This window comes from Pseudomonas sp. JL27(2026) (assembly GCF_056933555.1).
In genome coordinates this window covers 5662532-5686589 of record NZ_CM167794.1, presented here as the reverse complement: position 1 = coordinate 5686589, position 24058 = coordinate 5662532, and the positions used below count along the sequence as shown (strand labels likewise).

Genomic DNA, 24058 nt, shown 5'->3' with positions numbered 1-24058 from the left:
TCGCCACAGGTATTGGGTTGTTACATACGCAACAACATTTTCCAGGCACGGTTCTGGTACACCGCAATCGCCTGCTGCTTGCGCGCATCCAGGATTTCGTCGGTGATGGGTTCGTTGGCCAGTTGCGCCAGTTTGTTCAGTTCACCGTACAGGCGATCCACTTCCGGGATGTCCAGCACGTTGCGGGCGTGGTGCAGCCAGGCCTGAATGCGCTCGATACGCGGCAGTTGCTCGGCCAGGTCTTCGGGCTGTTGCTGGTAGCGTTGCAATTGCAGGGACGTGGCTTCCTCGCCCAGCAGGCGTGGCAACCAGTTGCCCAGTTGCGCGGCGCCCTGGCGATTGCCGCGGGTGTTGCGATCGGTTGTCCAGGTACGGGCCAGCAACCAGCGCGAGGCGCTCAGCGAGAACTGGCCCCAGCGCGGGTCTTCCAGCTCTTCGAGGAACTGCTCGGGGGCGGCTTTACGCACGTCTTCGTCGTCCTGGCCGGCCTGAACCAGCGGGCGCCAGTCTTCCAGCAAGGCGTCCAGCGCGACACGCAAGTCGTGAGTCGACTGACGTGGCGCAGCCTGACCCAGGCTGCCGATCAAGGCGCGCAGTTCGGCGAGACTTTCGACCCAGTCCAGCAACAGGCGCCAGTGGCCATTGAAGCGATACTGCTCGGCCAGACGCTGGCTGCTGCCCAGCAAGTGCCAGCTCAGTGCGGCGAACGCATCGTCCAGCGGCAGTTCGAACGTCAGTTCCGGCGCCGGCAGGCTCAGCGAATAGCTGTTGGCGTCGAACAGGCGATAACCACGCTCGGCCTTGCTGATGTCGCACGGCATCAGCGCCAGGGTCGCGGCCAGTTCGGCGGCCAGCTCCAGCAGTGCGGCAGGTTCGCCTTCACGCAGTTCCAGTTCCAGCTCGCAGATTTCTTCTTTCTGCTTGCCGACTACCACGTGGCCCAGGTCCAGTGCGGCTTCGATGACCACTTTGGTCTTGCCACGGCCCCAGGCGATTTCGGCGCGTTCGCGGACGAAATCGGTGGTGAAGATCGCCTTCAGGGTTTTCTTGTCCAGCTCGGCCAACTCTTCGGGCCAGCATTCGCCGTCGAGTTTCTTCACATCGAGCTTGGCTTTGGGCAGGTTCCAGTCGTATTCGTTACGCTCGGACAGACCGGCGACGCTCTGGCCACGGGTCTTGAGGGTCTGAATCACTTCTTCGCCATCGCGGCGCAGGCGCAGGGCAACCTTGGCGCGGGCCAGGTCACGCTCTGGCGTGTCGAAGTACTGGTTCATCAACTCACGGCGTTCCCAGCCACTTTTGTTGCGTTTTTTCAGTAATGGATGCTCGCGCAGCGCAGCGAGGGTTTCGCGGCTGACGCGGAGTTTGATTTCGGTTTCTTTCTGCATGGCCGGAAAATCCAGGATCGGGAGCGCAGCCGGGGGAATGTGTGGCTGCCAAGGCCGTGCAGTGTACAGGACTCGCCGCGTTGACGTGCCGCGACGGTTTATTCCTGCCGCAGGATGGCTCTATGATGGGGTTCATCTTGGGAGTTGGGAGTCAGCGATGCCTTTGCCGTCCATGAAAGACCAGTTCGCTGCGCTGATTGCCGCACCGTCCGTCAGTTGCACCCAACCCAACCTGGACCAATCCAATCGTGCGGTCATTGACCTGCTCGCGACCTGGCTCGGTGACTTGGGCTTTGCCTGCGAGATCCAGCAGGTCAGCCCCGGCAAATTCAACTTGCTGGCCAGCTTCGGCTCCGGCCCCGGTGGCCTGGTGCTGGCCGGGCACAGCGACACGGTGCCGTTCGACGGCGCGCTGTGGCAAACCGATCCGCTGAAGCTGACCGAAGTCGACGGCCGCTGGGTCGGGCTGGGCAGTTGTGACATGAAGGGCTTTTTCGCCCTGGCCATCGAAGCCGTGCTGCCGCTGCTCGACAAGCCGTTCAAGCAACCGCTGATGATCCTCGCCACCTGCGATGAAGAAAGCTCCATGGCCGGCGCCCGTGCCTTGGCCGCGGCCGGCAGGCCTTTGGGGCGCGCGGCGGTGATCGGCGAGCCGACAGGGCTCAAGCCGATTCGCCTGCACAAGGGCGTGATGATGGAACGCATCGACATCCTCGGGCGCAGCGGCCATTCGTCGGACCCAAGCCTGGGCCACAGCGCCCTGGAAGCCATGCACGACGCCATGGGCGAACTGCGCGGTTTGCGCCTGCAATGGCAGCGCGAGTTCCGCAACCCGCAGTTCAGCGTGCCGCAACCGACCCTGAACTTCGGTTGCATCCACGGGGGTGACAACCCGAACCGGATCTGCGGTCAATGCTCGCTGGAATTCGACCTGCGGCCCTTGCCGGGCATGGACCCGGCCGCCCTGCGCGACGCGATCCGGCAGAAGCTTGGGCCGGTCGCCGAGCTCCATCAGGTGAAGATTGATTACGCGCCGCTGTTCCCTGAAGTACCACCCTTCGAGCAACCGCAAGACTCGGAACTGGTGCGTGTCGCTGAAAAGCTCACCGGCCACCTTGCCGAAGCAGTAGCGTTCGGCACTGAAGCGCCTTATCTTCAGCGCCTTGGCTGCGAAACACTGGTGCTGGGCCCTGGCGACATCGCCTGCGCGCACCAGCCGGGGGAATACCTCGAAATGTCACGTTTGCAGCCTACCGTGCATCTATTACGTTCATTGATTGAGCATTACTGCCTGACACCGGCCCAAACCCCAATGTCAGTTAATTAAGCGCAATCCATGTGGGAGCGAGCGTGCTCGCGAATTGGGAGTGTCAGTTGATACTAATGTGACTGATACGCCGCCTTCGCGAGCAAGCCCGCTCCCACAGGTTCTGTGTTTTGGCTAACTAACCGTATAAATTGCCAGTGTCCCAACCCGTATTCATGAGGAGAGCGAGCGTGTCGCCAAGCCTGTTCCGACGATAACCATCAGCCCGCTGTGCGTTTTCAGATTCGCCCATTTTTTGGCTGCTATTTATTACAGGCCCAGGTTCATGCCCGAATACGTTAATTGGCTTCGTCACGCTTCCCCTTACATCAACGCTCACCGCGATTGCACCTTCGTCGTCATGCTGCCTGGCGACGGTGTGGAGCATCCGAACTTCGGCAACATCGTCCACGACCTGGTGCTGCTGCACAGCCTGGGTGTACGGCTGGTGTTGGTTCACGGTTCGCGTCCGCAAATTGAAACCCGCCTCGCAGCGCGCGGCCTGACCCCGCATTACCACCACGGGATGCGCATTACCGATGCTGCGACCCTGGAATGCGTGATCGACGCTGTCGGCCAACTGCGTATCGCCATCGAAGCCCGGCTGTCGATGGACATGGCGTCCTCGCCGATGCAGGGCTCGCGCCTGCGGGTGGCCAGCGGCAACCTGGTGACCGCACGGCCGATCGGCGTGCTGGAAGGCGTCGACTATCACCACACCGGCGAAGTGCGTCGGGTCGACCGCAAGGGCATCAACCGTCTGCTGGACGAGCGCTCCATCGTGCTGCTCTCGCCGCTGGGCTACTCGCCAACCGGGGAAATCTTCAACCTGGCCTGCGAAGACGTTGCCACCCGCGCCGCCATCGACCTGGGCGCCGACAAACTGCTGTTGTTCGGTGCCGAAATGGGCCTGATCGACGAAAACGGTCGTCTGGTGCGTGAACTGCGTCCGCAACAGGTGCCCGCGCACCTGGAGCGCCTGGGGGCCAACTATCAGGCTGAACTGCTGGATGCAGCGGCCGAGGCTTGCCGTGGCGGTGTCGGCCGCAGCCACATTGTCAGTTATGCCGAAGACGGCGCACTGCTGACCGAGCTGTTCACCCGCGACGGCGGCGGGACGCTGGTGGCGCAAGAGCAATTCGAATTGCTGCGCGAAGCGGCCATCGAAGACGTCGGCGGGTTGCTGGATCTGATCAGCCCGCTGGAAGAGCAGGGCATTCTGGTGCGGCGCTCGCGTGAAGTGCTGGAGCGTGAGATCGAGCAGTTCAGCGTGGTCGAGCGTGAGGGCATGATCATTGCCTGCGCGGCGTTGTATCAAATTGCCGACTCCGAGGCGGGTGAGCTGGCGTGCCTGGCGGTGAACCCTGAGTACCGGCATGGCCGCCGGGGTGATGAACTGTTGGAACGGATCGAAACCCGTGCCCGCGCCCAGGGCCTGAAAACCCTGTTCGTCCTCACCACGCGCACCGCGCACTGGTTCCGTGAACGCGGGTTTGTGCCAAGCAGCGTCGAGCGCCTGCCATCGGCCCGAGCTTCGCTGTACAACTACCAGCGTAATTCGAAGATCTTCGAAAAAGCCCTCTGACCCGATAACCGCAGCCTGCCCATCCCCTGGGCAGGCTGCAGTTTTTTGCCCCGTGCGCGGGCGTGAAAATACGTAAAAGCGCAGCTCTCGGACAGGCGGACAAAAATTTCCGACGATATACAAACTGTAACAATTTGACGGGATCATGCGCGCTTCGCCATGATGGCGTCGCATTTTTGATCGGGATTGACGTATACGGAATGTATCAATCCATAACGGTCTAAAAAGTATCGGACGAATAGCATTTAGGAATTAGCTCGGGGAGTCGATACGCTGTCTCCCGACGCAGTTGTGTCGTGTTGAGCTATATTCCTTAATGGTATGAAAAAGAATGAAATAATTCTTTTTGGGTTTATGAGAAATTCATTACCCTGCAAGGACCAAATTACGGCGGTTAGACCAAGGTCGTAGACACGATTGGTTACGATTGACTAATCAGTCACGGTCTGGCGCTAATCGCGCATCTGTGGATCCAGGGCATACGACTCAGGACCAAAGAAACACAAAAATTAGAAACGAGAGGAGCGAAACATGAATAAGTCCACCTTGGCCCTGACTGTGGCCCTAGGGGTTTTGGCGCAGCAGGCAAGCGCCGCCGGTTTCATCGAAGACAGCAAGGCTACCTTGGGTCTGCGTAACTTCTACATCAACACTGACAACCGTGACTCCGGCACTAAAGCCGCCGGCGCGCAGAACAAGCAGGAAGAATGGGGCCAAGGCTTCCAACTGAACTTCACCTCCGGTTACACCCAGGGCACTGTAGGCTTCGGCGTTGATGCCATTGGCCTGTTGGGCGTTCGTCTGGACTCCGGTGGTGGCACCAACGGCGCAAGCCCGAAGACCAAGACCAACTATGGTTCTTACGGCGGCACTGTTTTCCCGAGCGAGTCCAACGGCGAGGCGGTGAACGAGTTCTCCAGCCTGGGCCTGACCGCCAAAGCCAAGGTCTCCCAGACCGAACTGAAGCTCGGCACCCTGATGCCGAAACTGCCGGTCATCTCCTACAACGATGGTCGTCTGCTGCCGCAAACCTTCCAGGGCGGTCAGATCACCTCGAACGAGATCAAGGACCTGACCCTGGTCGGTGGTCAGATCGAACACGTTAAAGGTCGTAACTCCAGCAACAACGAAGAGTTGTCGATTGCCGGTGCCAACGGTCGCACTGCATCGGGTCGTGACAGCAACAAGTTCATCTACGGTGGCGGTGACTACAAGATCACCAAAGACCTGACTGCCCAGTACTACTACGGCAACCTGGACGATTTCTACAAGCAACACTTCCTGGGCCTGGTACACAACTGGTCGATCGGCCCGGGCGTGCTGAAGTCGGACTTCCGTTACTTCAACAGCCGTGACGATGGTGCGAACGGTCACGACAAGAACTACTTCACTTCCGGCTACTACGGTGGCACCACCACCAAGGGCAAGGTCGACAACAACCTGTACAGCGGCTTGTTCCTGTACTCGGTTTCCGGTCACACCTTCGGTGGCGGTTACCAGGTCAGCAACGGCGACAGCGACTTCCCGTGGCTGAACCAGGGTGACGGTTCGTCGGCGTACCTGACCACTGACATGCAGATCTCCAAGTTCGCCCGTGCCGGCGAGCGTACCTGGCAAGCTCGTTACTCCTACGACTTCGCCAAAGTGGGCGTCCCTGGCCTGACCGCTGGCGTGATTTACCTGCGTGGCGACAATGTTGACACCGCTGCAACGGTTAACAAGAAAACAGTTGTTGGCTCCGGCACCAGCGAGTGGGAACGCGACCTGACCGTGGCTTACGTAATTCCTGAAGGCCCGCTGAAAAACCTCGGCCTGACCTGGAAAAACGCCATGTGGCGCAACGACATCCCGGGTCAACGCGACCAGGATGAAAACCGCCTGATCGTCAGCTACTCGATCCCGCTGTTGTAATAGCTGTTTCGTGTAACGCTGCATAAAAAAGCCCCGCCCGGCGTATGCCGGGCGGGGCTTTTGCGTTTGAAGTCAGGCCCGCCCTCGCAAGCCCTCCCTCGGTTCTCTCTTTTCAGCTGCTCAAGGCCTTCTCGAACCCTTCGAAGAAGGATCGTCTGCACACATCAGCAGGTCCAGTGAACAGGTTTTTAATATTCCTTTTGGGTCTTAATAAATCGATATTTATTCTTTTTAATAAGTCCATGTGGCAGGCACAGTAGGCTCATCACGCACTCACCAGGAGCAGCACCATGAGCCTCAGACTTGGCGACATCGCCCCCGATTTCGAACAGGATTCCAGCGCCGGCACCATTCGCTTTCATGAGTGGCTGGGCGACAGCTGGGGCGTGCTGTTTTCCCATCCGGCGGACTTCACGCCGGTCTGCACCACGGAGCTGGGCTTTACCGCCAAGCTCAAGGACGAGTTCGCCCGGCGCGGGGTCAAGGCCATTGCCCTGTCCGTGGACCCGGTGGACTCGCACCACAAGTGGATCGAAGACATCAACGAAACCCAGCACACTATTGTCAACTTCCCGATCCTTGCCGACGCCGATCGCAAGGTGTCCGACCTTTACGACCTGATCCACCCCAATGCCAACGACACCCTGACGGTGCGGGCGCTGTTCGTGATCGATCCGAACAAAAAGATTCGCCTGACCATTACCTATCCGGCCAGCACCGGGCGCAATTTCAATGAAATCCTGCGGGTGATCGATTCTCTGCAACTCACCGACAACTACAAAGTGGCCACTCCGGCCAACTGGCAGGACGGTGACGACGTGGTGATCGTGCCATCGCTCAAGGACGAAGATGAAATCAAGAAACGCTTTCCCAAGGGCTACCGCGTGGTGAAGCCGTACCTGCGTCTGACCCCGCAACCCAATCGCTGATTTGAAATACCAACCCCCTGTAGGAGCAAGGGGTTGTCCGCATCCACAAAGCAGGGGATTTCAGGCCGTTTCGACGGCCTGTTTTTTTGGCCTGGAGCTTTGTTTTTTTCATATTCATTTAACGAATAACCAAATGAATAAATATGATTTATAGATATATAAATCGGCTGTTAAGGTCTATCCGACACCGCGAGATCGCAAGCCGCGAATCGCCAACACCGCTTAAGGAATCGCCACATGTTGGTCGTCTCACTCGGTGGCAGTCCCAGCCCACGCTCCCGTTCCGGGGTGCTGCTGGATCGCTCCCAACGCTGGCTGCAACAGCACGGGGTGGAGGTGGTGAGTTATCAGGTGCGGGACTTCCCGGCCGAAGACTTGCTGCACGCCCGCTTTGACAGCCCTAAGGTCATCCACCTGCTGCAACAGATTGAAAACGCCGATGGCCTGCTGATTGCCACACCGGTCTACAAAGCGTCGTTCTCCGGCGCCCTGAAAACCGTGCTGGACCTGCTACCCGAACGCGCCCTGAGCCACAAAGTTGTATTGCCCATGGCCACGGGCGGCAGCATCGCCCACATGCTGGCGGTGGATTACGCACTCAAACCGGTGCTCTCGGCCCTCAAGGCCCAGGAAATGCTCCACGGGATTTTCGCCGAAGACAGCCAGATCGCGTACGGCGAAGGCAGTGCCCAGGCGAAGTTGGCACCCGAGCTGGAGCAGCGGTTGAGCGAAGCACTGGAACAGTTCTTGAGCGCCATGGCCCGACGGCCCAAGCCGCTCGACCCACATCTGTTGAATGAACGTTTGTTGAGCGCTCGCTGGAGCATCTGAGCCCCAGCCGAACGTGATGTACTGGCCTTACTCGCCCGACAACGGGCAAGCAGGTGCAGCCAAAACCCAACTGCAAAAAGGAGAGCGCTATGCGCACTGTCATTTTGCGTCGTGGTCTGGTCGCTCTGTTTGCTGCGGCTGTGTCCTTCGGCGTCATTGTTCAAGCTCAAGCGGCCGAGACCTTGCGTATCGGCTATCAAAAGTACGGCACCCTGGTGCTGCTCAAAGCCCGCGGCACGCTGGAAAAACGCCTCGCCGACCAAGGCGTGGACGTGCAATGGACTGAGTTCCCCGGTGGCCCACAGCTGCTCGAAGGACTGAACGTAGGTTCCATCGATTTTGGCGTGACCGGCGAAACCCCGCCCGTATTTGCCCAGGCTGCTGGCGCCGATCTGCTCTACGTCGCCTACGAGCCTGCGGCGCCGACCAGCGAAGCGATCCTGGTACCCAAGGACTCCACGATCCAATCGGTGCAGGACCTCAAGGGCAAGAAAGTCGTCCTTAACAAAGGCTCCAACGTGCATTACCTGCTGGTGCGGGCCCTGGAAGACGCCGGCCTCAAGTACACCGATATTCAAACCGTGTTCCTGCCACCGGCCGATGCCCGCGCCGCGTTCGAGCGTGGCAGCGTCGATGCCTGGGTGATCTGGGACCCGTACCAGGCGGCCGCCGAACAGCAACTGCACGCACGCACCCTGCGCGATGGCAGTGGCATCGTCGACAACCATCAGTTCTATCTGGCAACCAAGCCGTACGCGCAAAAAAATCCGCAGGTCATCAAGACGCTGGTGGAAGAAGTGCGCGCCGTGGGTGAGTGGTCCAAGGCCAATCCTGTCGAGGTGACCCAGCAAGTCGCGCCGCTGCTCGGCCTGCCGGCAGACATCACCCTGACCTCGGTGAAACGCCAGGGTTACGGCGCGTTGTTCCTCACGCCCGAAGTGGTCGCGGCCCAGCAGAAAATCGCCGACAGCTTCTATCAGCTCAAGTTGATCCCCAAACCCTTGAGCATCAAAGACGTGATCTGGACGCCGCCGGCAGCTGTTGCCACCGCGCCGTAATTCGATTTCCTTAGGAGACAACTCCATGAGCCTCAATATTTTCTGGTTCCTGCCTACCCACGGCGATGGCTATTACCTGGGCACTTCCGAGGGCGCGCGCGCCGTCGATCACGGTTACTTGCAGCAGATCGCCCAAGCGGCGGATCGCCTGGGCTTCGGCGGGGTGCTGATTCCCACCGGGCGCTCCTGCGAGGACTCGTGGCTGGTGGCCGCGTCGCTGATTCCGGTCACCCAGCGGTTGAAGTTTCTGGTCGCGTTGCGCCCCGGGATCATTTCCCCGACGGTGGCGGCGCGTCAGGCGGCGACCCTGGATCGCCTGTCCGGTGGCCGTGCGTTGTTCAACCTGGTCACTGGCGGCGATCCTGATGAACTGGCCGGCGATGGCCTGTTCCTCAGCCATGAAGAACGCTACCAGGCCTCGGTGGAGTTCACCCGCATCTGGCGCCGGGTGCTGGAAGGCGAAACCGTCGATTACGACGGTCAGCACATCAGCGTGAAGGGTGCGAAGTTGCTCTATCCGCCGATCCAGCAACCGCGTCCGCCGCTGTATTTCGGCGGCTCCTCGGAGGCCGCTCAGGACCTGGCCGCAGAACAGGTCGAAATGGTCCTGACCTGGGGCGAGCCACCGGCCGCCGTCGCCGAGAAAATCGAACAAGTGCGGGCCAAAGCCGCGAAGCTTGGCCGCACCGTGCGCTTCGGCATTCGGTTGCATGTGATCGTGCGTGAAACCAACGCCGAAGCCTGGCAAGCGGCAGACCGTTTGATCTCTCATCTGGACGACGACACCATCGCCCGCGCTCAAGCTTCGTTGGCGCGTTTCGATTCGGTGGGTCAGCAACGCATGGCCGCGCTGCACGGCGGCAGCCGCGACAACCTGGAAGTCAGCCCGAACCTGTGGGCCGGTGTCGGCCTGGTGCGCGGTGGCGCGGGCACGGCGCTGGTCGGCGACGGTCCGACCGTGGCGGCGCGCATGCAGGAATACGCGGACCTGGGCATCGACACGTTCATCTTTTCCGGTTACCCGCACCTGGAGGAGGCGTATCGGGTGGCCGACTTGCTGTTTCCGCACCTGGACATCGAGCGCCCGGAGCTGCCGAAAACCGGTGGCTACGTCAGCCCGTTCGGTGAAATGGTTGCCAATGACATCCTTCCCAAAGCCGCGTCGCAGAGCTGAGGCGCGTCATGAAGAGGGAAACGGTTATCCACAGCCTTGCGCCTTGGGCGTTGCCGGTGTTGCTGCTGGCGGTGTGGCAGTTGTCGGTGTCGGCGGGTTGGTTGTCGACACGGATCCTGCCGGCCCCCAGCGCCGTAATCGAGGCCGGTGTGAGTCTGGTGCGCAGCGGTGAAATCTGGAAACACCTGGCTATCAGCGGTTGGCGCGCCGGCATCGGTTTTGTGATCGGCGGCGGTATTGGCCTGGTGCTGGGCTTCATCACCGGTCTGTCGAAATGGGGCGAGCGCCTGCTCGACAGTTCGGTGCAGATGATCCGCAACGTGCCGCACCTGGCGCTGATTCCACTGGTGATTCTGTGGTTTGGAATCGACGAGTCGGCGAAGATTTTTCTGGTGGCGCTGGGTACGTTGTTCCCGATTTACCTCAACACCTACCACGGCATCCGTAACGTCGACCCGGCGCTGGTGGAGATGGCGCGCAGTTATGGTTTGTCCGGTTTCAGCCTGTTCCGCCAGGTGATCCTGCCGGGCGCGTTGCCGTCGATTCTGGTGGGCGTGCGCTTCGCACTGGGCTTCATGTGGCTGACGCTGATTGTCGCGGAAACCATTTCCGCCAGCTCCGGCATTGGTTACCTGGCGATGAACGCCCGGGAGTTCTTGCAGACCGACGTGGTGGTGCTGGCGATTGTTCTGTATGCGGTACTCGGCAAGTTGGCCGACCTCGCGGCCCGTGCGCTGGAGCGAGTCTGGTTGCGCTGGCATCCGGCCTATCAAGTGAGCAAGGGGGGGGCAGCATGACGGCTCAACAACCACCGCGCTTGCTGCGCGGGATTCCGCTGGCCGTGCGCAAGCTGCAAAAAATCTTTGGTGCGCGGCAGGTGCTGCGCGAGATCGACCTGCACATTCCGGCCGGCCAGTTCGTCGCGGTGGTCGGGCGCAGCGGTTGCGGTAAAAGCACCTTGCTGCGGCTGCTCGCTGGCCTTGATCAGCCCTCGACCGGTGAGCTGTTGGCCGGTGCCGCCCCGCTCAGCGAAGCCCGGGAAGACACTCGGCTGATGTTTCAGGAAGCACGTTTGCTGCCGTGGAAAAAGGTCATCGACAACGTCGGCCTGGGGCTCAAGGGCAACTGGCGTCAGCAGGCACTGGATGCGCTGGACGCCGTGGGCCTGGCGGACCGTGCCGATGAATGGCCTGCGGCGTTGTCCGGTGGGCAGAAGCAGCGGGTGGCACTGGCGCGGGCGCTGATCCACAAGCCGCGTTTGCTGTTGCTCGATGAGCCGCTGGGCGCACTGGATGCGTTGACCCGGATTGAAATGCAGCAACTGATCGAACGCCTCTGGCAGCAGCACGGTTTTACTGTGTTGCTGGTGACCCACGACGTCAGCGAAGCGGTGGCGATTGCCGACCGGGTGCTGTTGATCGAAGAGGGCGAAATTGGCCTGGACCTGCACATCGAACTACCGCGCCCTCGGGTGCGTGGCTCCCATCGGCTGGCGGCGCTGGAAACCGAAGTCCTTAACCGTGTTCTGTCGCTGCCGGGAGTACCGCCTGCGCCGGAACCCGTTTCACCGTTGCCCACGCAATTGCGTTGGGCGCAGTAAAAGCTGCGAGCTTTTAGCTTCAAGCTGCAAGAAGCGGCACTGCGCTTTTATTTGCAGCTTGAAGCTTGCCACTTTCAGCTCATTTCGACCCTAGGAGAAATCGTATGACTATCAAAGCCATCAACGTCCGCAACCAGTTCAAAGGCACCATCAAGGAAATCGTCGAAGGCGATGTTCTGTCGGAAATCGACGTGCAGACCGCGTCCGGTATCGTCACCTCCGTGATCACCACGCGCTCGGTCAAAGAGCTGGAACTGGTGATCGGCAGTGAAGTGATTGCCTTCGTGAAATCCACCGAGGTGTCGATCGCCAAGTTGTAAGTCGTGCATAACGAACAACCCCGAAGGGTGTGAGCCCTTCGGGGTTTTTTATGGTCGCCGTAACATCGGTGGAGCGGCCTTCGCGAGCAAGCCCGCTCCCACATTTGATCGTCAGCGAACACACAATTTGTGTGCGACGCAGAACCAATGTGGGAGCGGGCTTGCTCGCGAAGAGGCCTGTACGGCCAGTAAAGAAATCAGGTCGGAATAGCGCGCTTTGGCAAGTACGGCGGCAAATACAGCCCCAGATACGCATCGAACACCCGCATGCCTTCCTCGGCCATGCGTGGGGTGATCAGGCCATGTTGTTGCACGGAGCGCGCATAGACCCGGTCGCCCAGCTCCATGGCGAGGGCGAAGACATCGACATCGCTGGGCAACGTCGGCAGTTCGAAATGTTGATCGAAGACCTTGTGCATCAGGTCGCCGAGTTCGATGTCGTGCTGGCGGTCGGCCTGGGTGACTTCGGTCAGGCCATGCTGCGCGAGGATCAATTGGCGGGCGGCGGCGTCTTCGTCATAGATGACGAGCATGCGTTGCTCGACCAGTCGCGACAGGTCGCGCCAATGGCTCAGCAGGCCCGCATCGATAGGCTCCAGCAAGCACGCGCGAAACGCGGCGTGGACATCCGCGGTCAGGGCTTCAAGCAGCGCCGGGACGCTGGCGAAAAAGTGGTAGACGGAGGAGGGCGGGATCTCGGCCCGTTCGGCCACGCTGTAGATCGACAAACTGGCCACGCCTTCGGCGGCCAGCAGCGTGCGAGCGGCATCGAGTATCGAGTCGATCCGGGCCTGGCTGCGTGCGCGAGGCTTTCGAACAGTGGCGGTGCGCGTCATTGAAGTCTCCTGCGGGGCAGCGGGCATTGTACGCAGAGCGGGCAGATGTTCCATATCCCCTGTGGCGAGGGAGCTTGCTCCCGCTGGGCTGCGAAGCGGCCCCAAGACCAGTCAATCAGGTGTATCAGGTAAAACCGGTCAATAGTTTTTGCGACTACTGCGTAGCCGAGCGGGAGCAAGCTCCCTCGCCACAGGGGCCAAAAAAACGCCGCAGGCTGTAAGGCCTGCGGCGTTGTTTTTTTGCTACGACCGCTTACACGGTGTGCAGGTACCAGTTGTACTCGAGGTCGGAGATGGAGTGTTCGAACTCCTCCAGCTCGCTCTCTTTACAGGCGACAAAAATGTCGATGTATTTCGGATCGATGTACTTGGCCATGACTTCGCTGTCGTCCAACTCGCGCAGCGCATCGCGCAGGTTGTTCGGCAGGCTTTGCTCGTTCTGCTCGTAGCTGTTGCCTTCGACCGGGGCGCCAGGTTCGATCTTGTTGACCAGGCCGTGGTGCACGCCCGCCAGCACCGAAGCCATCAGCAGGTACGGGTTGGCGTCGGCGCCGGCCACGCGGTGTTCGATGCGCACGGCATCGGAGGAACCGGTCGGTACGCGAATCGCTACGGTACGGTTGTCCAGGCCCCAGCACGGCGAGTTCGGCACGTAGAACTGTGCGCCGAAACGACGGTACGAGTTGACGTTCGGGCAGAGGAAAGCCATCTGCGCCGGTAGGGTCTCGAGCACACCGCCGATCGCGTGACGCAGTGCGGCGTTCTGCTCGGGATCCTCACTGGCAAAAATGTTCTTGCCGTCTTTATCAAGGATCGAGATGTGGACGTGCAGACCATTGCCCGCCTGGCCCGGGTAAGGCTTGGCCATGAAGGTAGTGTCCATCTCATGGTCGTAGGCGATGTTTTTGATCAGACGCTTGAGCAGTACCGCGTAATCGCAGGCCTTGATCGGGTCGGCCACGTGGTGCAGGTTCACTTCGAACTGCGCCGGGGCACTTTCCTTGACGATGGCGTCGGCCGGGATGCCTTGTTCTTTGGCACCTTCCAGGATGTCCTGGAGGCAGTCGACGTATTCGTCGAGGTCGTCGATCAGGTAGACCTGTGTCGAGTGCGGACGTTTGCCGGAGATCGGTGAGCGCGGAGGTTGTGGCCGGCCATTCACGTTCTCCTGGTCGATCAGGTAGAACTCCAGCTCGAATGCGGCGCAGATGGTCAGGCCCAGTTCGTCGAACTTGGTCACCACTTGGCGTAGAACTTCGCGTGGGTCGGCGAAGAAAGGTTCACCTTCAAGTTCGTGCATGGTCATCAACAGTTGCGCGGTAGGGCGCTTCTGCCAAGGCTCGTTGCACAGGGTGTCAGGGATTGGATAGCAGATTCGGTCAGCATCACCGATGTCCAGGCCCAGGCCAGTGCTTTCCACCGTCGAGCCATTGATATCCAGAGCAAATAAAGAGGCCGGCAGGTTGATGCCTTTCTCGTAAACCTTGTGGAGGCTGGTGCGTTCGATGCGCTTGCCGCGCACCACACCATTCATATCCGCAATCAGAAGGTCAACGTACAGAACCTCAGGATGTTCCTTAAGGAACGCGTTCGCTTCGTTAAGCTGAACGGCACGCGGGGGTACCGACATGATGCAACACCTTTGTTGTTAAAAATATCAATCATTGATCTCTTCAGATTCCAGTCAACCCGAACGGCATGCCGAAGTCAAGCGAGGCATTTTTTGCCCTGAAAAAGCGCCTCGAGGGCATTTTTGGGGCGGTTTTAGCCATTTTTTTACCCTTGGGGGGATTGGCGCCCGCAGGCTTGAGCGGGCCGTGTTGTATTTTTTACGGGAGTGTTGTGTAAAAAAATGAACAAGGCTAAGCTCGATTCAAACCCATAACAGCAATAATACCGGGGTGCTTCATGTCTCGCCTGCCGTTAATCGGCGTCACCGCCTGCTCCAAGCAGGTCGGTTTGCATGCTTATCACATCAGTGGCGACAAATACGTCCGTGCAGTGGCCACCGCTGCCAAGGGCTTGCCATTGATCCTTCCGTCCCTGGCGGAATTATTCGATCCGACCGATATTCTTGACGGTCTGGACGGCATCCTCTTTACCGGCTCACCTTCCAATGTAGAACCGTTTCACTATAGCGGCCCTGCCAGCGCGCCGGGGACTGCTCATGATCCTGCACGCGACGCCACCACCCTCCCGTTGATCCGCGCCGCTGTTGCGGCCGGCGTTCCGGTGCTCGGCATCTGTCGTGGCTTCCAGGAAATGAACGTGGCGTTCGGCGGCAGCCTGTATCAGAAGGTCCACGAGGTGCCCGGCTTCATGGATCACCGTGAAGACGATACCCAGCCGGTCGAGGTGCAATACGCGCCCGCCCACGGCATGCACATCCAGCCGGGTGGCATCCTTGAAGGCCTGGGCCTGCCGGGCGAGATCCCGGTCAACTCGATCCATGCCCAGGGCGTTGAACGCCTGGCGCCGGGCCTGCGTGTCGAGGCCGTTGCACCTGATGGCTTGATCGAGGCCATCTCGATCCCCCAAGGCAAGGCTTTTGCTTTAGGGGTGCAATGGCACCCCGAATGGCAGGTAAGCTCCAACCCGCATTACCTCGCCATCTTCCAGGCATTTGGCGATGCCTGTCGAAAGCGGGCAGCACAACGCGACGCGGATGCGTCAAACAACGCCTGACTTATAAAAGTCAGGAAACCCAGCCCAGAGGCATTTATGAGTAACAACCTCGACCAGCTCACCGATTGGTTGAAAGACCACAAGATCACAGAAGTCGAATGCATGATTGGCGACCTGACCGGGATCACCCGCGGCAAGATCTCGCCGACCAACAAGTTCATTGCCGAAAAAGGCATGCGTCTTCCTGAAAGCGTCCTGTTGCAGACCGTGACGGGCGACTACGTTGAGGACGACATCTATTACGAGCTGCTCGACCCGGCCGACATCGACATGATCTGCCGTCCGGACTCAAACGCGGTATTCCTCGTGCCGTGGGCCATCGAGCCGACTGCCCAAGTGATTCATGACACCTACGACAAGCAGGGCAACCCGATCGAGCTGTCGCCGCGCAACGTGCTTAAAAAGGTCTTGAAACTGTACTCCGACAGGGGCTGGCAGCCGATTGTGGCGCCGGAGATGGAGTTCTACCTGACCAAGCGTTGCGAAGACCCGGACTTCCCGTTGCAGCCGCCGATTGGCCGCTCCGGCCGCCCGGAAACCGGTCGGCAGTCGTTCTCTATTGAAGCCGCCAACGAATTCGACCCGTTGTTCGAAGACGTCTACGACTGGTGCGAACTGCAAGAGCTGGACCTGGACACGCTGATCCATGAGGACGGCACGGCGCAGATGGAAATCAACTTCCGTCACGGCGACGCCTTGTCCCTGGCCGACCAGATCCTGGTGTTCAAGCGCACCATGCGTGAGGCGGCGCTCAAGCACAACGTGGCCGCAACCTTCATGGCCAAGCCCATGACCGGCGAGCCGGGCAGTGCGATGCACTTGCACCAGAGCATCATCGACATCGCGACCGGCAAGAACGTCTTCTCCAATGAAGACGGGAGCATGAGCGAGCTGTTCCTGCACCACATCGGCGGTTTGCAGAAGTTCATCCCCGAGTTGCTGCCGCTGTTCGCACCCAACGTCAACTCGTTCCGCCGCTTCCTGCCCGACACCTCGGCGCCGGTCAACGTGGAGTGGGGCGAAGAAAACCGCACCGTGGGCCTGCGGGTTCCAGACGCCGGGCCGCAAAACCGTCGGGTGGAAAACCGCCTGCCGGGCGCGGACGCCAACCCTTACCTGGCGATTGCCGCGAGCCTGCTCTGCGGTTTCATCGGCATGGTCGAAGGCATCAACCCGAGCGCACCGGTGGTCGGTCGTGGTTACGAGCGACGCAACCTGCGTTTGCCGCTGACCATCGAAGACGCACTGGAGCGCATGGAAAACAGCGCCACCATCGAGAAATACCTGGGCAAGAAATTCATCACTGGCTACGTCGCGGTCAAGCGGGCCGAGCATGAAAACTTCAAGCGCGTGATCAGTTCGTGGGAGCGCGAATTCCTGCTGTTCGCCGTCTGACAACGCCGGGTGCGGCGGTCAAACGCCGTACTCTCACCTTATCAAGGAGAGCCTTATGACCAGCAACAACCCGCAAACCCGTGAATGGCAAACCCTGAGCAGCGAACATCACCTGGCGCCGTTCAGCGATTTCAAGCAGCTCAAAGAGAAAGGCCCGCGCATCATCACCCGCGCCAAGGGCGTGTACCTCTGGGACAGCGAAGGCAACAAGATCCTCGATGGCATGGCGGGGTTGTGGTGCGTGGCGATTGGTTACGGTCGCGATGAGCTGGCCGATGCCGCCAGCAAACAGATGCGTGAACTGCCTTATTACAACCTGTTCTTCCAGACCGCCCACCCGCCGGTGCTGGAGCTGGCCAAGGCCATCTCCGACATCGCGCCTGAAGGCATGAACCACGTGTTCTTCACCGGTTCGGGCTCCGAAGGCAACGACACCATGCTGCGCATGGTCCGCCACTATTGGGCGATCAAGGGCCAGCCGAAGAAGAAAGTCATCATCAGCCGCAAGAACGGCTACCACGGTTCCACCGTGGCCGGCGCGAGCCTGGGCGGCATGACCTACATGCACGAACAGGGCGACTTGCCGATCCCGGGCATCGTCCACATCCCGCAGCCATACTGGTTCGGTGAGGGCGGCGACATGAGCCCTGAAGCGTTCGGCATCTGGGCGGCCAATCAGCTGGAAGAAAAGATTCTCGAAATCGGCGTCGACAACGTCGGGGCCTTTATTGCCGAGCCGATCCAGGGCGCGGGCGGTGTGATCATTCCACCCGACAGCTACTGGCCGCGTATCAAGGAAATCCTCGCCAAGTACGACATCCTGTTCGTTGCCGACGAAGTGATCTGCGGTTTCGGCCGTACCGGCGAGTGGTTCGGTGCCGACTTCTATGGCTTGAAACCCGACATGATGACCATCGCCAAAGGCCTGACGTCCGGCTACATCCCGATGGGTGGCCTGATCGTGCGTGACGAAGTGGTGGCGGTGCTCAACGAGGGCGGTGATTTCAACCACGGGTTCACCTACTCCGGGCACCCGGTGGCGGCGGCGGTGGCACTGGAAAACATCCGCATCATGCGCGACGAGAAAATTATCGAGCGCGTGCATGCACAAACGGCACCGTATTTGCAGAAACGTCTGCGGGAGCTGAACGATCACCCGCTGGTGGGTGAAGTCCGGGGTGTAGGCCTGTTGGGGGCGATTGAACTGGTTCAGGACAAGGCCACCCGCAAGCGTTACGAAGGCAAGGGTGTGGGCATGATCTGCCGGCAGTTCTGCTTCGATAACGGCCTGATCATGCGCGCCGTCGGCGACACCATGATCATCGCTCCGCCGCTGGTGATCAGCGAGGCCGAGATCGACGAGTTGGTGGCCAAGGCGCGCAAGTGCCTGGACCTCACATTGGGTGCGCTGCAAGCCTGAGTGCTAGGCTTTGAGCGGGGTAGCGAAGCGGCTGTTCCGCTCAGGGCAGATTAAAGAGCGGGTCTTGCCTTGAAAGCCGGCCATGTAACTTGCCAGACTACCCTCTGTTTTAGTTGCCCAGGAATCGGCCGTTGGCTCTTGGCTAACAAAAATGTGGTCAAAAAGAATAATTGGAGCGTTACACATGAAGGCATTAGGTTTGAAAAAAACTGGCATGACCCTGCTCGCCTTGTCCCTGACGGGCGTGATGGCAGGGGCTGCCCAGGCCGATGACAAGGTCCTGCACGTTTACAACTGGTCTGACTACATCGCGCCGGACACCATCGCGAACTTTGAGAAAGAGTCCGGAATCAAGGTTGTCTATGACGTGTTCGACAGTAACGAAACCCTGGAAGCCAAGTTGCTGGCCGGTAAGTCCGGGTATGACGTTGTTGTGCCGTCCAACAACTTTTTGGCCAAGCAGATCAAGGCCGGTGTTTATCAGGAGCTGGACAAGTCCAAGCTGTCCAACTACGGCAACCTGAACAAATCGCTGCTCAAAGCGGTTTCGGTCAGTGACCCGGACAACAAACATGCCTTCCCTTACATGTGGGGCTCGATCGGTATCGGTTACAACGCCGAGAAGGTCAAGGCCGCGCTGGGCGTCGACACGATTGATTCCTGGGACACCCTGTTCAAACCCGAGAACATTGCCAAGCTCAAGAGCTGCGGCGTGAGCTTCCTCGACTCACCGACCGAAATGCTGCCAGTCGCCCTGCATTACCTGGGCCTGCCAACCGACAGCCAGAAGAAAGAAGACCTGAAGAAAGCCGAAGAGCTGTTCCTGAAGATTCGTCCTTCGATTACCTACTTCCACTCATCCAAGTACATCTCGGACCTGGCCAACGGCAACATCTGCGTAGCAGTCGGCTATTCGGGTGACGTCCAGCAGGCCAAATCCCGTGCTGGCGAAGCCGGTGACAAGGTGAAAGTCAGCTACGCCATTCCAAAAGAAGGCGCTGGCAGCTTCTACGACATGGTCGCGATCCCCAAGGATGCGGAAAACGTCGAGGGTGCCTACAAGTTCATGAACTACCTGTTGCAGCCAAAAGTAATGGCTGAAATCACCAACAGCGTGCGCTTCCCTAACGGCAACGCCGAAGCCACTCAGTACGTGAACAAGGAAATCACCTCGGATCCGGGCATCTACCCGTCAGCCGAAGTGCAGGCCAAGCTCTACGCAATCGCCGATCTGCCTGCGGCCACTCAGCGTGAGCTGACCCGCAGCTGGACCAAGATCAAGTCCGGTAAATAAGCCGATTTGAGGCCTCATCCTGCTGCCGTCGACACCCGCGTGACGGCAGCAGGAATAATTAAATGACAGAAAGTTTTGCTGGAACGGTTTATCGAGGGTAAGTTGCGCGCCGGTTTTGTTGCTGGGCAGCCTTGGCTGTCATGTGACGCGGGGCAACTTGGGCCCAACTATTTAGAGGACCTCCACTTGCCTATTTCTTTTTTTCGCAACGCCATGCTGGTCGGTGCCGGCCTGACGTTGGCCGTCAGTGCTCAAGCCGCGCCCTCCGTGCATATTTATAACTGGTCGGACTATATCGGCCAGACCACTTTGGCAGATTTTGAAAAAGCCACTGGCATCAAGCCGGTGTATGACGTGTTCGATTCCAACGAAACCCTGGAAGGCAAGTTGCTGGCCGGGCATACCGGTTATGACGTGGTCGTGCCGTCCAACCACTTCCTGGGCAAGCAGATCAAGGCCGGGGCGTTCCAGAAACTCGACAAGTCGCAACTGCCCAACTATGCGAACCTCGATCCGGTGCTGCTCAAGCGCCTGGAGAAGAACGACCCGGGCAACCAGTACGCGGTGCCGTACCTGTGGGGCACCAACGGCATCGGCTATAACGTCGAGAAAGTGAAAGCCGTGCTGGGCGTCGACAAGATCGACTCCTGGGCGATGCTCTTCGAGCCGGAAAACATCAAGAAGCTCTCCAGTTGTGGTGTTGCGTTTCTCGATTCCGCTGACGAGATGCTCCCGGCCGTGCTGAACTATATGGGCCTGTCGCCCAACAGCCAGAACCCGGAAGACTACAAAAAGGCTGAAGCCAAACTGCTGGCAGTGCGGCCTTACGTGACCTACTTCAACTCGTCCAAGTACATCTCGGACCTGGCCAACGGTGAAATCTGTGTGGCCGCCGGTTTCTCCGGCGATGTGTTCCAGGCCCGAGCCCGCGCGGCCGAGGCCGGTAAAGGCGTGACCATCGCTTACGCCATTCCCAAGGAAGGCGGCAACCTGTGGTTCGACATGCTGGCGATCCCGCGGGATGCCACCAGCGTCAAAGAGGCGCACGCCTTCATCAACTACGTGCTCAAGCCTGAAGTGATTGCTCAGGTCAGTGATGCGGTGGGCTATGCCAACCCGAACCCGAAAGCGGGTGAGGTGATGGATCAGGCCGTACGCACCGATGAAGCGGTTTATCCACCGCAAGCCATCGTCGACAAGCTGTACGTCAACTCAGAGTTGCCACCCAAGATTCAACGACTCATGACCCGCAGCTGGACCAAGGTCAAGTCGGGCAAATAGCTTCAGGGCTCAAACTATCCAAGGTTCGCCTGCGTTGGGCGAACTGCAAATTTTGTTGGGAGTTTCGCAAATGGCAGTTGCCTCCGGCGCCTATAAGAAAGCCCTCGAGGGCGACCAGACACCTAAACAGGTGCTGGTCAAAATCGAACGGGTCACGAAAAAGTTCGACGAGACGATTGCCGTGGACGACGTGTCCCTGGAAATCAAGAAAGGCGAAATCTTCGCCTTGCTCGGCGGCTCGGGATCGGGCAAATCGACCTTGCTGCGCATGCTCGCAGGTTTCGAACGGCCCACGGAGGGGCGCATTCTGCTTGATGGCGTGGACATCACCGACATGCCGCCGTACGAGCGGCCGATCAACATGATGTTCCAGTCCTACGCTTTGTTTCCGCACATGACCGTGGCGCAGAACATCGCCTTCGGCCTCAAGCAGGACAAGATCCCGGCTTCCGAGGTCGACGCCCGCGTGGCCGAGATGCTCAAACTGGTGCAGATGAGCCAGTACGCCAAGCGCAAGCCGCATCAGCTCTCCGGCGGCCAGCGTCAGCGTGTGGCGCTGGCCCGCTCGTTGGCCAAACGGCCGAAGCTGTTGCTGCTCGACGAACCGATGGGCGCGCTGGATAAAAAACTGCGTTCGCAGATGCAGCTCGAACTGGTGGAGATCATCGAACGCGTCGGCGTGACCTGCGTGATGGTGACCCACGACCAGGAAGAGGCCATGACCATGGCCGAGCGCATCGCGATCATGCACCTGGGCTGGATCGCCCAGATCGGCAGCCCGATCGACATCTACGAAACCCCGACCAGTCGTCTGGTGTGTGAATTCATCGGCAACGTCAACATCTTCGAAAGCGAAGTGGTGGATGATGCCGAAGGTCATGCGCTGCTGACGTGCAAGGACCTGGATCGCAACATCTACGTGGGCCACGGCATCGCGACCTCGGTGCAGGACAAGTCGGTGACTTACGCGATCCGCCCGGAAAAACTGCTGGTGACCTCTGAAATGCCGACCTGCGAGTACAACTGGTCGAGCGGCAAGGTCCACGACATCGCTTACCTGGGCGGTCATTCGGTGTTCTACGTCGAGTTGCCGAACGGCAAACTGGTGCAGTCGTTCGTCGCTAACGCCGAGCGTCGCGGGCAGCGTCCGACCTGGGGCGATCAGGTTTACGTCTGGTGGGAAGACGACAGCGGCGTGGTACTGCGCTCATGAACCTGCGAAAGCTCAAACGCCAACTCAGTCGAATAATTCCCGGTGGCCGTCATCTGGTCATCGGGGTGCCGTTCATCTGGCTGTTTCTGTTCTTCATGCTGCCGTTCTTCATCGTCCTGAAGATCAGTTTTGCCGAAGCCGACGTGGCCATCCCTCCGTACACCGAGATCTACAGCTACATCGACCAGAAGGTCCAGCTGCTGCTCAACCTGGGCAACTACACGATGCTGGGCGACGACGAGTTGTACATCGCCGCCTACCTGGGCTCGCTGAAGATGGCGCTGTTCAGCACCATCCTCTGCTTGCTGATCGGCTACCCGATGGCCTACGCCATCGCCAACGCCCGCAAAGAGATGCAGACCGTGCTGGTGCTGCTGATCATGATGCCGACCTGGACGGCGATCCTGATTCGCGTCTATGCGTGGATGGGCATCCTCAGCAACAACGGGCTGCTCAACGGTTTCCTGATGAGCATGGGCTGGATCAACGAACCCTTGCAGATCCTCAACACCAACCTCGCGGTGTACATCGGCGTGGTGTATTCCTACCTGCCGTTCATGATCCTGCCGTTGTATGCCAACCTGGTAAAGCATGACAACAGCTTGCTGGAGGCTGCGTCGGACCTGGGTTCGAGCACCTTCAACAGCTTCTGGAAGATCACCGTGCCGTTGTCGAAAAACGGCATCATCGCAGGCTGCATGCTGGTGTTCATCCCGGTGGTGGGCGAGTTCGTGATCCCTGAACTGCTCGGCGGCCCGGAAACCCTGATGATCGGTAAAGTGCTCTGGCAAGAGTTCTTCAACAACCGAGACTGGCCGGTGGCGTCCGCGCTGGCGGTGGTGATGCTGGCGATCCTGATCGTGCCGATCATCCTGTTCAACCGCAGCCAGGCTAAAGAAATGGAGGGCAGAGAATGAAACGCGTCGGTTTTTCCAGCGTGATGCTGGTGCTGGGCCTGTTGTTCATCTACCTGCCGATGCTGATCCTGGTGATCTATTCGTTCAACGCCTCGAAACTGGTGACCGTCTGGGGCGGCTGGTCGGTCAAGTGGTACGTCGGTTTGCTGGATAACACCCAACTGATGGGCTCGGTGGTGCGCTCCCTGGAAATCGCCTGCTACACGGCGATTGCCGCGGTGGCGCTGGGCACCCTGGCGGCGTTCGTGCTGACCCGGATTACCCACTTCAAGGGCCGCACGCTGTTCGGCGGCCTGGTCACCGCGCCGCTGGTGATGCCGGAAGTGATCACCGGGCTGTCGCTGTTGCTGCTGTTCGTGGCCATGGCGCAGATGATCGGCTGGCCACAGGAACGTGGCCTGGTGACCATCTGGATCGCTCACACCACGTTCTGCGCCGCGTATGTGGCGGTGGTGGTGTCGGCGCGCCTGCGCGAGCTGGACCTGTCCATCGAAGAGGCGGCCATGGACCTTGGTGCGCGGCCGTGGAAGGTGTTCTTCCTGATCACCATCCCGATGATCGCGCCGTCGCTGGCGGCGGGCGGCATGATGTCGTTTGCCCTGTCGCTGGATGACCTGGTGCTGGCGAGCTTCGTATCGGGGCCGGGTTCCACGACCTTGCCGATGGAAGTGTTCTCAGCGGTGCGCCTGGGGGTGAAACCCGAGATCAACGCCGTGGCCAGCCTGATTCTGCTGGCGGTGTCGCTGGTGACTTTCCTGGTCTGGTTCTTCAGCCGTCGTGCCGAAGAAGCGCGCAAGCGTGCGATCCAGCAAGCCATCGAGGAAAGCGCCGCCGACTCCTGGAAGCAACCGGACGTGCGCCGGGCCCCGGCACCGGAAGCGGTTTAAACCGGCAGCACAAAAAAACCTCGCTCCC

The 24058-nt window shown here is 59.8% G+C and carries 21 protein-coding genes; 18 read left to right on the top strand and 3 right to left on the bottom strand.

Annotated elements, in window-relative coordinates; translation table 11 throughout:
- Positions 1-20: 20 nt before the first annotated feature.
- On the bottom strand, positions 21-1388 hold the full coding sequence (locus AC1Z1G_RS26065) for a CYTH domain-containing protein (RefSeq protein ID WP_483623361.1): 1368 nt from the start codon (positions 1386-1388) through the stop codon (positions 21-23).
- A 157-nt stretch (positions 1389-1545) separates the two neighbouring features.
- On the opposite strand from AC1Z1G_RS26065, the gene argE reads away from it, so the two are divergent.
- The 10 genes from argE to AC1Z1G_RS26015 all read left to right on the top strand — a co-directional run bounded on the left by argE (position 1546) and on the right by AC1Z1G_RS26015 (position 12102).
- Positions 1546-2715 (top strand): acetylornithine deacetylase, encoded by a 1170-nt coding sequence (argE, locus tag AC1Z1G_RS26060; protein WP_483623359.1) that lies wholly within the window; start codon positions 1546-1548, stop codon positions 2713-2715.
- Between the two features lie 265 nt (positions 2716-2980).
- A complete protein-coding gene (gene argA, locus AC1Z1G_RS26055; protein ID WP_483623358.1) occupies positions 2981-4279 on the top strand; it encodes an amino-acid N-acetyltransferase in 1299 nt (432 codons plus the stop codon).
- 531 nt (positions 4280-4810) lie between these two features.
- Positions 4811-6190 carry an OprD family porin gene (locus AC1Z1G_RS26050; protein WP_347902604.1) on the top strand — a complete coding sequence of 460 codons (1380 nt, stop codon included), beginning with the start codon at positions 4811-4813 and terminating at the stop codon, positions 6188-6190.
- Between the two features lie 290 nt (positions 6191-6480).
- Entirely contained in the window at positions 6481-7119 is a 639-nt protein-coding gene (locus AC1Z1G_RS26045) for a peroxiredoxin (RefSeq protein WP_483623356.1), read from the top strand.
- A 237-nt stretch (positions 7120-7356) separates the two neighbouring features.
- Positions 7357-7950 (top strand): NADPH-dependent FMN reductase, encoded by a 594-nt coding sequence (gene ssuE / locus AC1Z1G_RS26040; RefSeq protein WP_483623354.1) that lies wholly within the window; start codon positions 7357-7359, stop codon positions 7948-7950.
- 89 nt (positions 7951-8039) lie between these two features.
- Positions 8040-9008, top strand: a complete 969-nt coding sequence (locus tag AC1Z1G_RS26035; RefSeq protein WP_483623353.1) for a sulfonate ABC transporter substrate-binding protein — start codon at positions 8040-8042, stop codon at positions 9006-9008.
- A 25-nt stretch (positions 9009-9033) separates the two neighbouring features.
- On the top strand, positions 9034-10182 hold the full coding sequence (gene ssuD, locus AC1Z1G_RS26030) for an FMNH2-dependent alkanesulfonate monooxygenase (RefSeq protein ID WP_483623351.1): 1149 nt from the start codon (positions 9034-9036) through the stop codon (positions 10180-10182).
- 8 nt (positions 10183-10190) lie between these two features.
- Complete coding sequence (ssuC, locus tag AC1Z1G_RS26025; protein ID WP_483623350.1) at positions 10191-10979, top strand: aliphatic sulfonate ABC transporter permease SsuC; 789 nt, start codon at positions 10191-10193, stop codon at positions 10977-10979.
- Positions 10976-11782, top strand: coding sequence for an aliphatic sulfonates ABC transporter ATP-binding protein (gene ssuB, locus AC1Z1G_RS26020; RefSeq protein ID WP_483623348.1), 807 nt, complete (start codon positions 10976-10978; stop codon positions 11780-11782). The genes ssuC and ssuB overlap by 4 nt, the downstream gene beginning before the upstream one ends.
- Before the next feature lie 104 nt (positions 11783-11886).
- Complete coding sequence (locus AC1Z1G_RS26015; RefSeq protein ID WP_003213899.1) at positions 11887-12102, top strand: TOBE domain-containing protein; 216 nt, start codon at positions 11887-11889, stop codon at positions 12100-12102.
- Between the two features lie 197 nt (positions 12103-12299).
- On the opposite strand, the gene AC1Z1G_RS26010 is transcribed toward AC1Z1G_RS26015, so the two are convergent.
- Together AC1Z1G_RS26010 and AC1Z1G_RS26005 are read right to left on the bottom strand one after the other, a co-directional pair.
- Positions 12300-12938 (bottom strand): TetR/AcrR family transcriptional regulator, encoded by a 639-nt coding sequence (locus AC1Z1G_RS26010; RefSeq protein ID WP_483623346.1) that lies wholly within the window; start codon positions 12936-12938, stop codon positions 12300-12302.
- A 253-nt stretch (positions 12939-13191) separates the two neighbouring features.
- On the bottom strand, positions 13192-14568 hold the full coding sequence (locus AC1Z1G_RS26005) for a glutamine synthetase family protein (protein WP_071552890.1): 1377 nt from the start codon (positions 14566-14568) through the stop codon (positions 13192-13194).
- Between the two features lie 278 nt (positions 14569-14846).
- Here AC1Z1G_RS26005 and AC1Z1G_RS26000 point away from each other — a divergent pair, with 278 nt between their 5' ends.
- The 8 genes from AC1Z1G_RS26000 (at position 14847) to AC1Z1G_RS25965 (ending at position 24030) form a co-directional block, all read left to right on the top strand.
- Positions 14847-15623 (top strand): gamma-glutamyl-gamma-aminobutyrate hydrolase family protein, encoded by a 777-nt coding sequence (locus AC1Z1G_RS26000; protein WP_483623344.1) that lies wholly within the window; start codon positions 14847-14849, stop codon positions 15621-15623.
- A 36-nt stretch (positions 15624-15659) separates the two neighbouring features.
- Entirely contained in the window at positions 15660-17018 is a 1359-nt protein-coding gene (locus AC1Z1G_RS25995; RefSeq protein ID WP_347902595.1) for a glutamine synthetase family protein, read from the top strand.
- Positions 17019-17073: 55 nt separating this feature from the next.
- Positions 17074-18438, top strand: a complete 1365-nt coding sequence (locus AC1Z1G_RS25990) for an aspartate aminotransferase family protein (RefSeq protein ID WP_483623342.1) — start codon at positions 17074-17076, stop codon at positions 18436-18438.
- Between the two features lie 199 nt (positions 18439-18637).
- Complete coding sequence (locus AC1Z1G_RS25985) at positions 18638-19732, top strand: polyamine ABC transporter substrate-binding protein (RefSeq protein ID WP_483627995.1); 1095 nt, start codon at positions 18638-18640, stop codon at positions 19730-19732.
- A gap of 186 nt (positions 19733-19918) precedes the next feature.
- A complete protein-coding gene (locus AC1Z1G_RS25980; RefSeq protein ID WP_483623341.1) occupies positions 19919-21013 on the top strand; it encodes a polyamine ABC transporter substrate-binding protein in 1095 nt (364 codons plus the stop codon).
- A 70-nt stretch (positions 21014-21083) separates the two neighbouring features.
- Complete coding sequence (locus tag AC1Z1G_RS25975; protein WP_483623339.1) at positions 21084-22226, top strand: ABC transporter ATP-binding protein; 1143 nt, start codon at positions 21084-21086, stop codon at positions 22224-22226.
- Positions 22227-22261: 35 nt separating this feature from the next.
- Positions 22262-23143 (top strand): ABC transporter permease subunit, encoded by an 882-nt coding sequence (locus AC1Z1G_RS25970; RefSeq protein ID WP_483627993.1) that lies wholly within the window; start codon positions 22262-22264, stop codon positions 23141-23143.
- Positions 23140-24030, top strand: a complete 891-nt coding sequence (locus AC1Z1G_RS25965) for an ABC transporter permease subunit (RefSeq protein WP_483623337.1) — start codon at positions 23140-23142, stop codon at positions 24028-24030. The genes AC1Z1G_RS25970 and AC1Z1G_RS25965 overlap by 4 nt, the downstream gene beginning before the upstream one ends.
- The last annotated feature ends 28 nt before the right edge of the window (positions 24031-24058 follow it).

Excerpts from the sequence above, each read along its gene's own strand:
- ssuB (WP_483623348.1), top strand. The coding sequence starts at position 10,976 with ATGACGGCTCAACAACCACCGCGCTTGCTGCGCGGGATTCCGCTGGCC.
- AC1Z1G_RS26015 (WP_003213899.1), top strand. The coding sequence starts at position 11,887 with ATGACTATCAAAGCCATCAACGTCCGCAACCAGTTCAAAGGCACCATC.
- AC1Z1G_RS26005 (WP_071552890.1), bottom strand. The coding sequence starts at position 14,568 with ATGTCGGTACCCCCGCGTGCCGTTCAGCTTAACGAAGCGAACGCGTTC.
- argA (WP_483623358.1), top strand. The coding sequence starts at position 2,981 with ATGCCCGAATACGTTAATTGGCTTCGTCACGCTTCCCCTTACATCAAC.
- AC1Z1G_RS25990 (WP_483623342.1), top strand. The coding sequence starts at position 17,074 with ATGACCAGCAACAACCCGCAAACCCGTGAATGGCAAACCCTGAGCAGC.
- argE (WP_483623359.1), top strand. The coding sequence starts at position 1,546 with ATGCCTTTGCCGTCCATGAAAGACCAGTTCGCTGCGCTGATTGCCGCA.
- ssuE (WP_483623354.1), top strand. The coding sequence starts at position 7,357 with ATGTTGGTCGTCTCACTCGGTGGCAGTCCCAGCCCACGCTCCCGTTCC.
- AC1Z1G_RS26045 (WP_483623356.1), top strand. The coding sequence starts at position 6,481 with ATGAGCCTCAGACTTGGCGACATCGCCCCCGATTTCGAACAGGATTCC.
- AC1Z1G_RS25995 (WP_347902595.1), top strand. The coding sequence starts at position 15,660 with ATGAGTAACAACCTCGACCAGCTCACCGATTGGTTGAAAGACCACAAG.
- AC1Z1G_RS26050 (WP_347902604.1), top strand. The coding sequence starts at position 4,811 with ATGAATAAGTCCACCTTGGCCCTGACTGTGGCCCTAGGGGTTTTGGCG.
- ssuC (WP_483623350.1), top strand. The coding sequence starts at position 10,191 with ATGAAGAGGGAAACGGTTATCCACAGCCTTGCGCCTTGGGCGTTGCCG.
- AC1Z1G_RS25975 (WP_483623339.1), top strand. The coding sequence starts at position 21,084 with ATGGCAGTTGCCTCCGGCGCCTATAAGAAAGCCCTCGAGGGCGACCAG.
- AC1Z1G_RS26065 (WP_483623361.1), bottom strand. The coding sequence starts at position 1,388 with ATGCAGAAAGAAACCGAAATCAAACTCCGCGTCAGCCGCGAAACCCTC.
- AC1Z1G_RS26035 (WP_483623353.1), top strand. The coding sequence starts at position 8,040 with ATGCGCACTGTCATTTTGCGTCGTGGTCTGGTCGCTCTGTTTGCTGCG.
- AC1Z1G_RS26000 (WP_483623344.1), top strand. The coding sequence starts at position 14,847 with ATGTCTCGCCTGCCGTTAATCGGCGTCACCGCCTGCTCCAAGCAGGTC.
- AC1Z1G_RS25965 (WP_483623337.1), top strand. The coding sequence starts at position 23,140 with ATGAAACGCGTCGGTTTTTCCAGCGTGATGCTGGTGCTGGGCCTGTTG.
- ssuD (WP_483623351.1), top strand. The coding sequence starts at position 9,034 with ATGAGCCTCAATATTTTCTGGTTCCTGCCTACCCACGGCGATGGCTAT.
- AC1Z1G_RS26010 (WP_483623346.1), bottom strand. The coding sequence starts at position 12,938 with ATGACGCGCACCGCCACTGTTCGAAAGCCTCGCGCACGCAGCCAGGCC.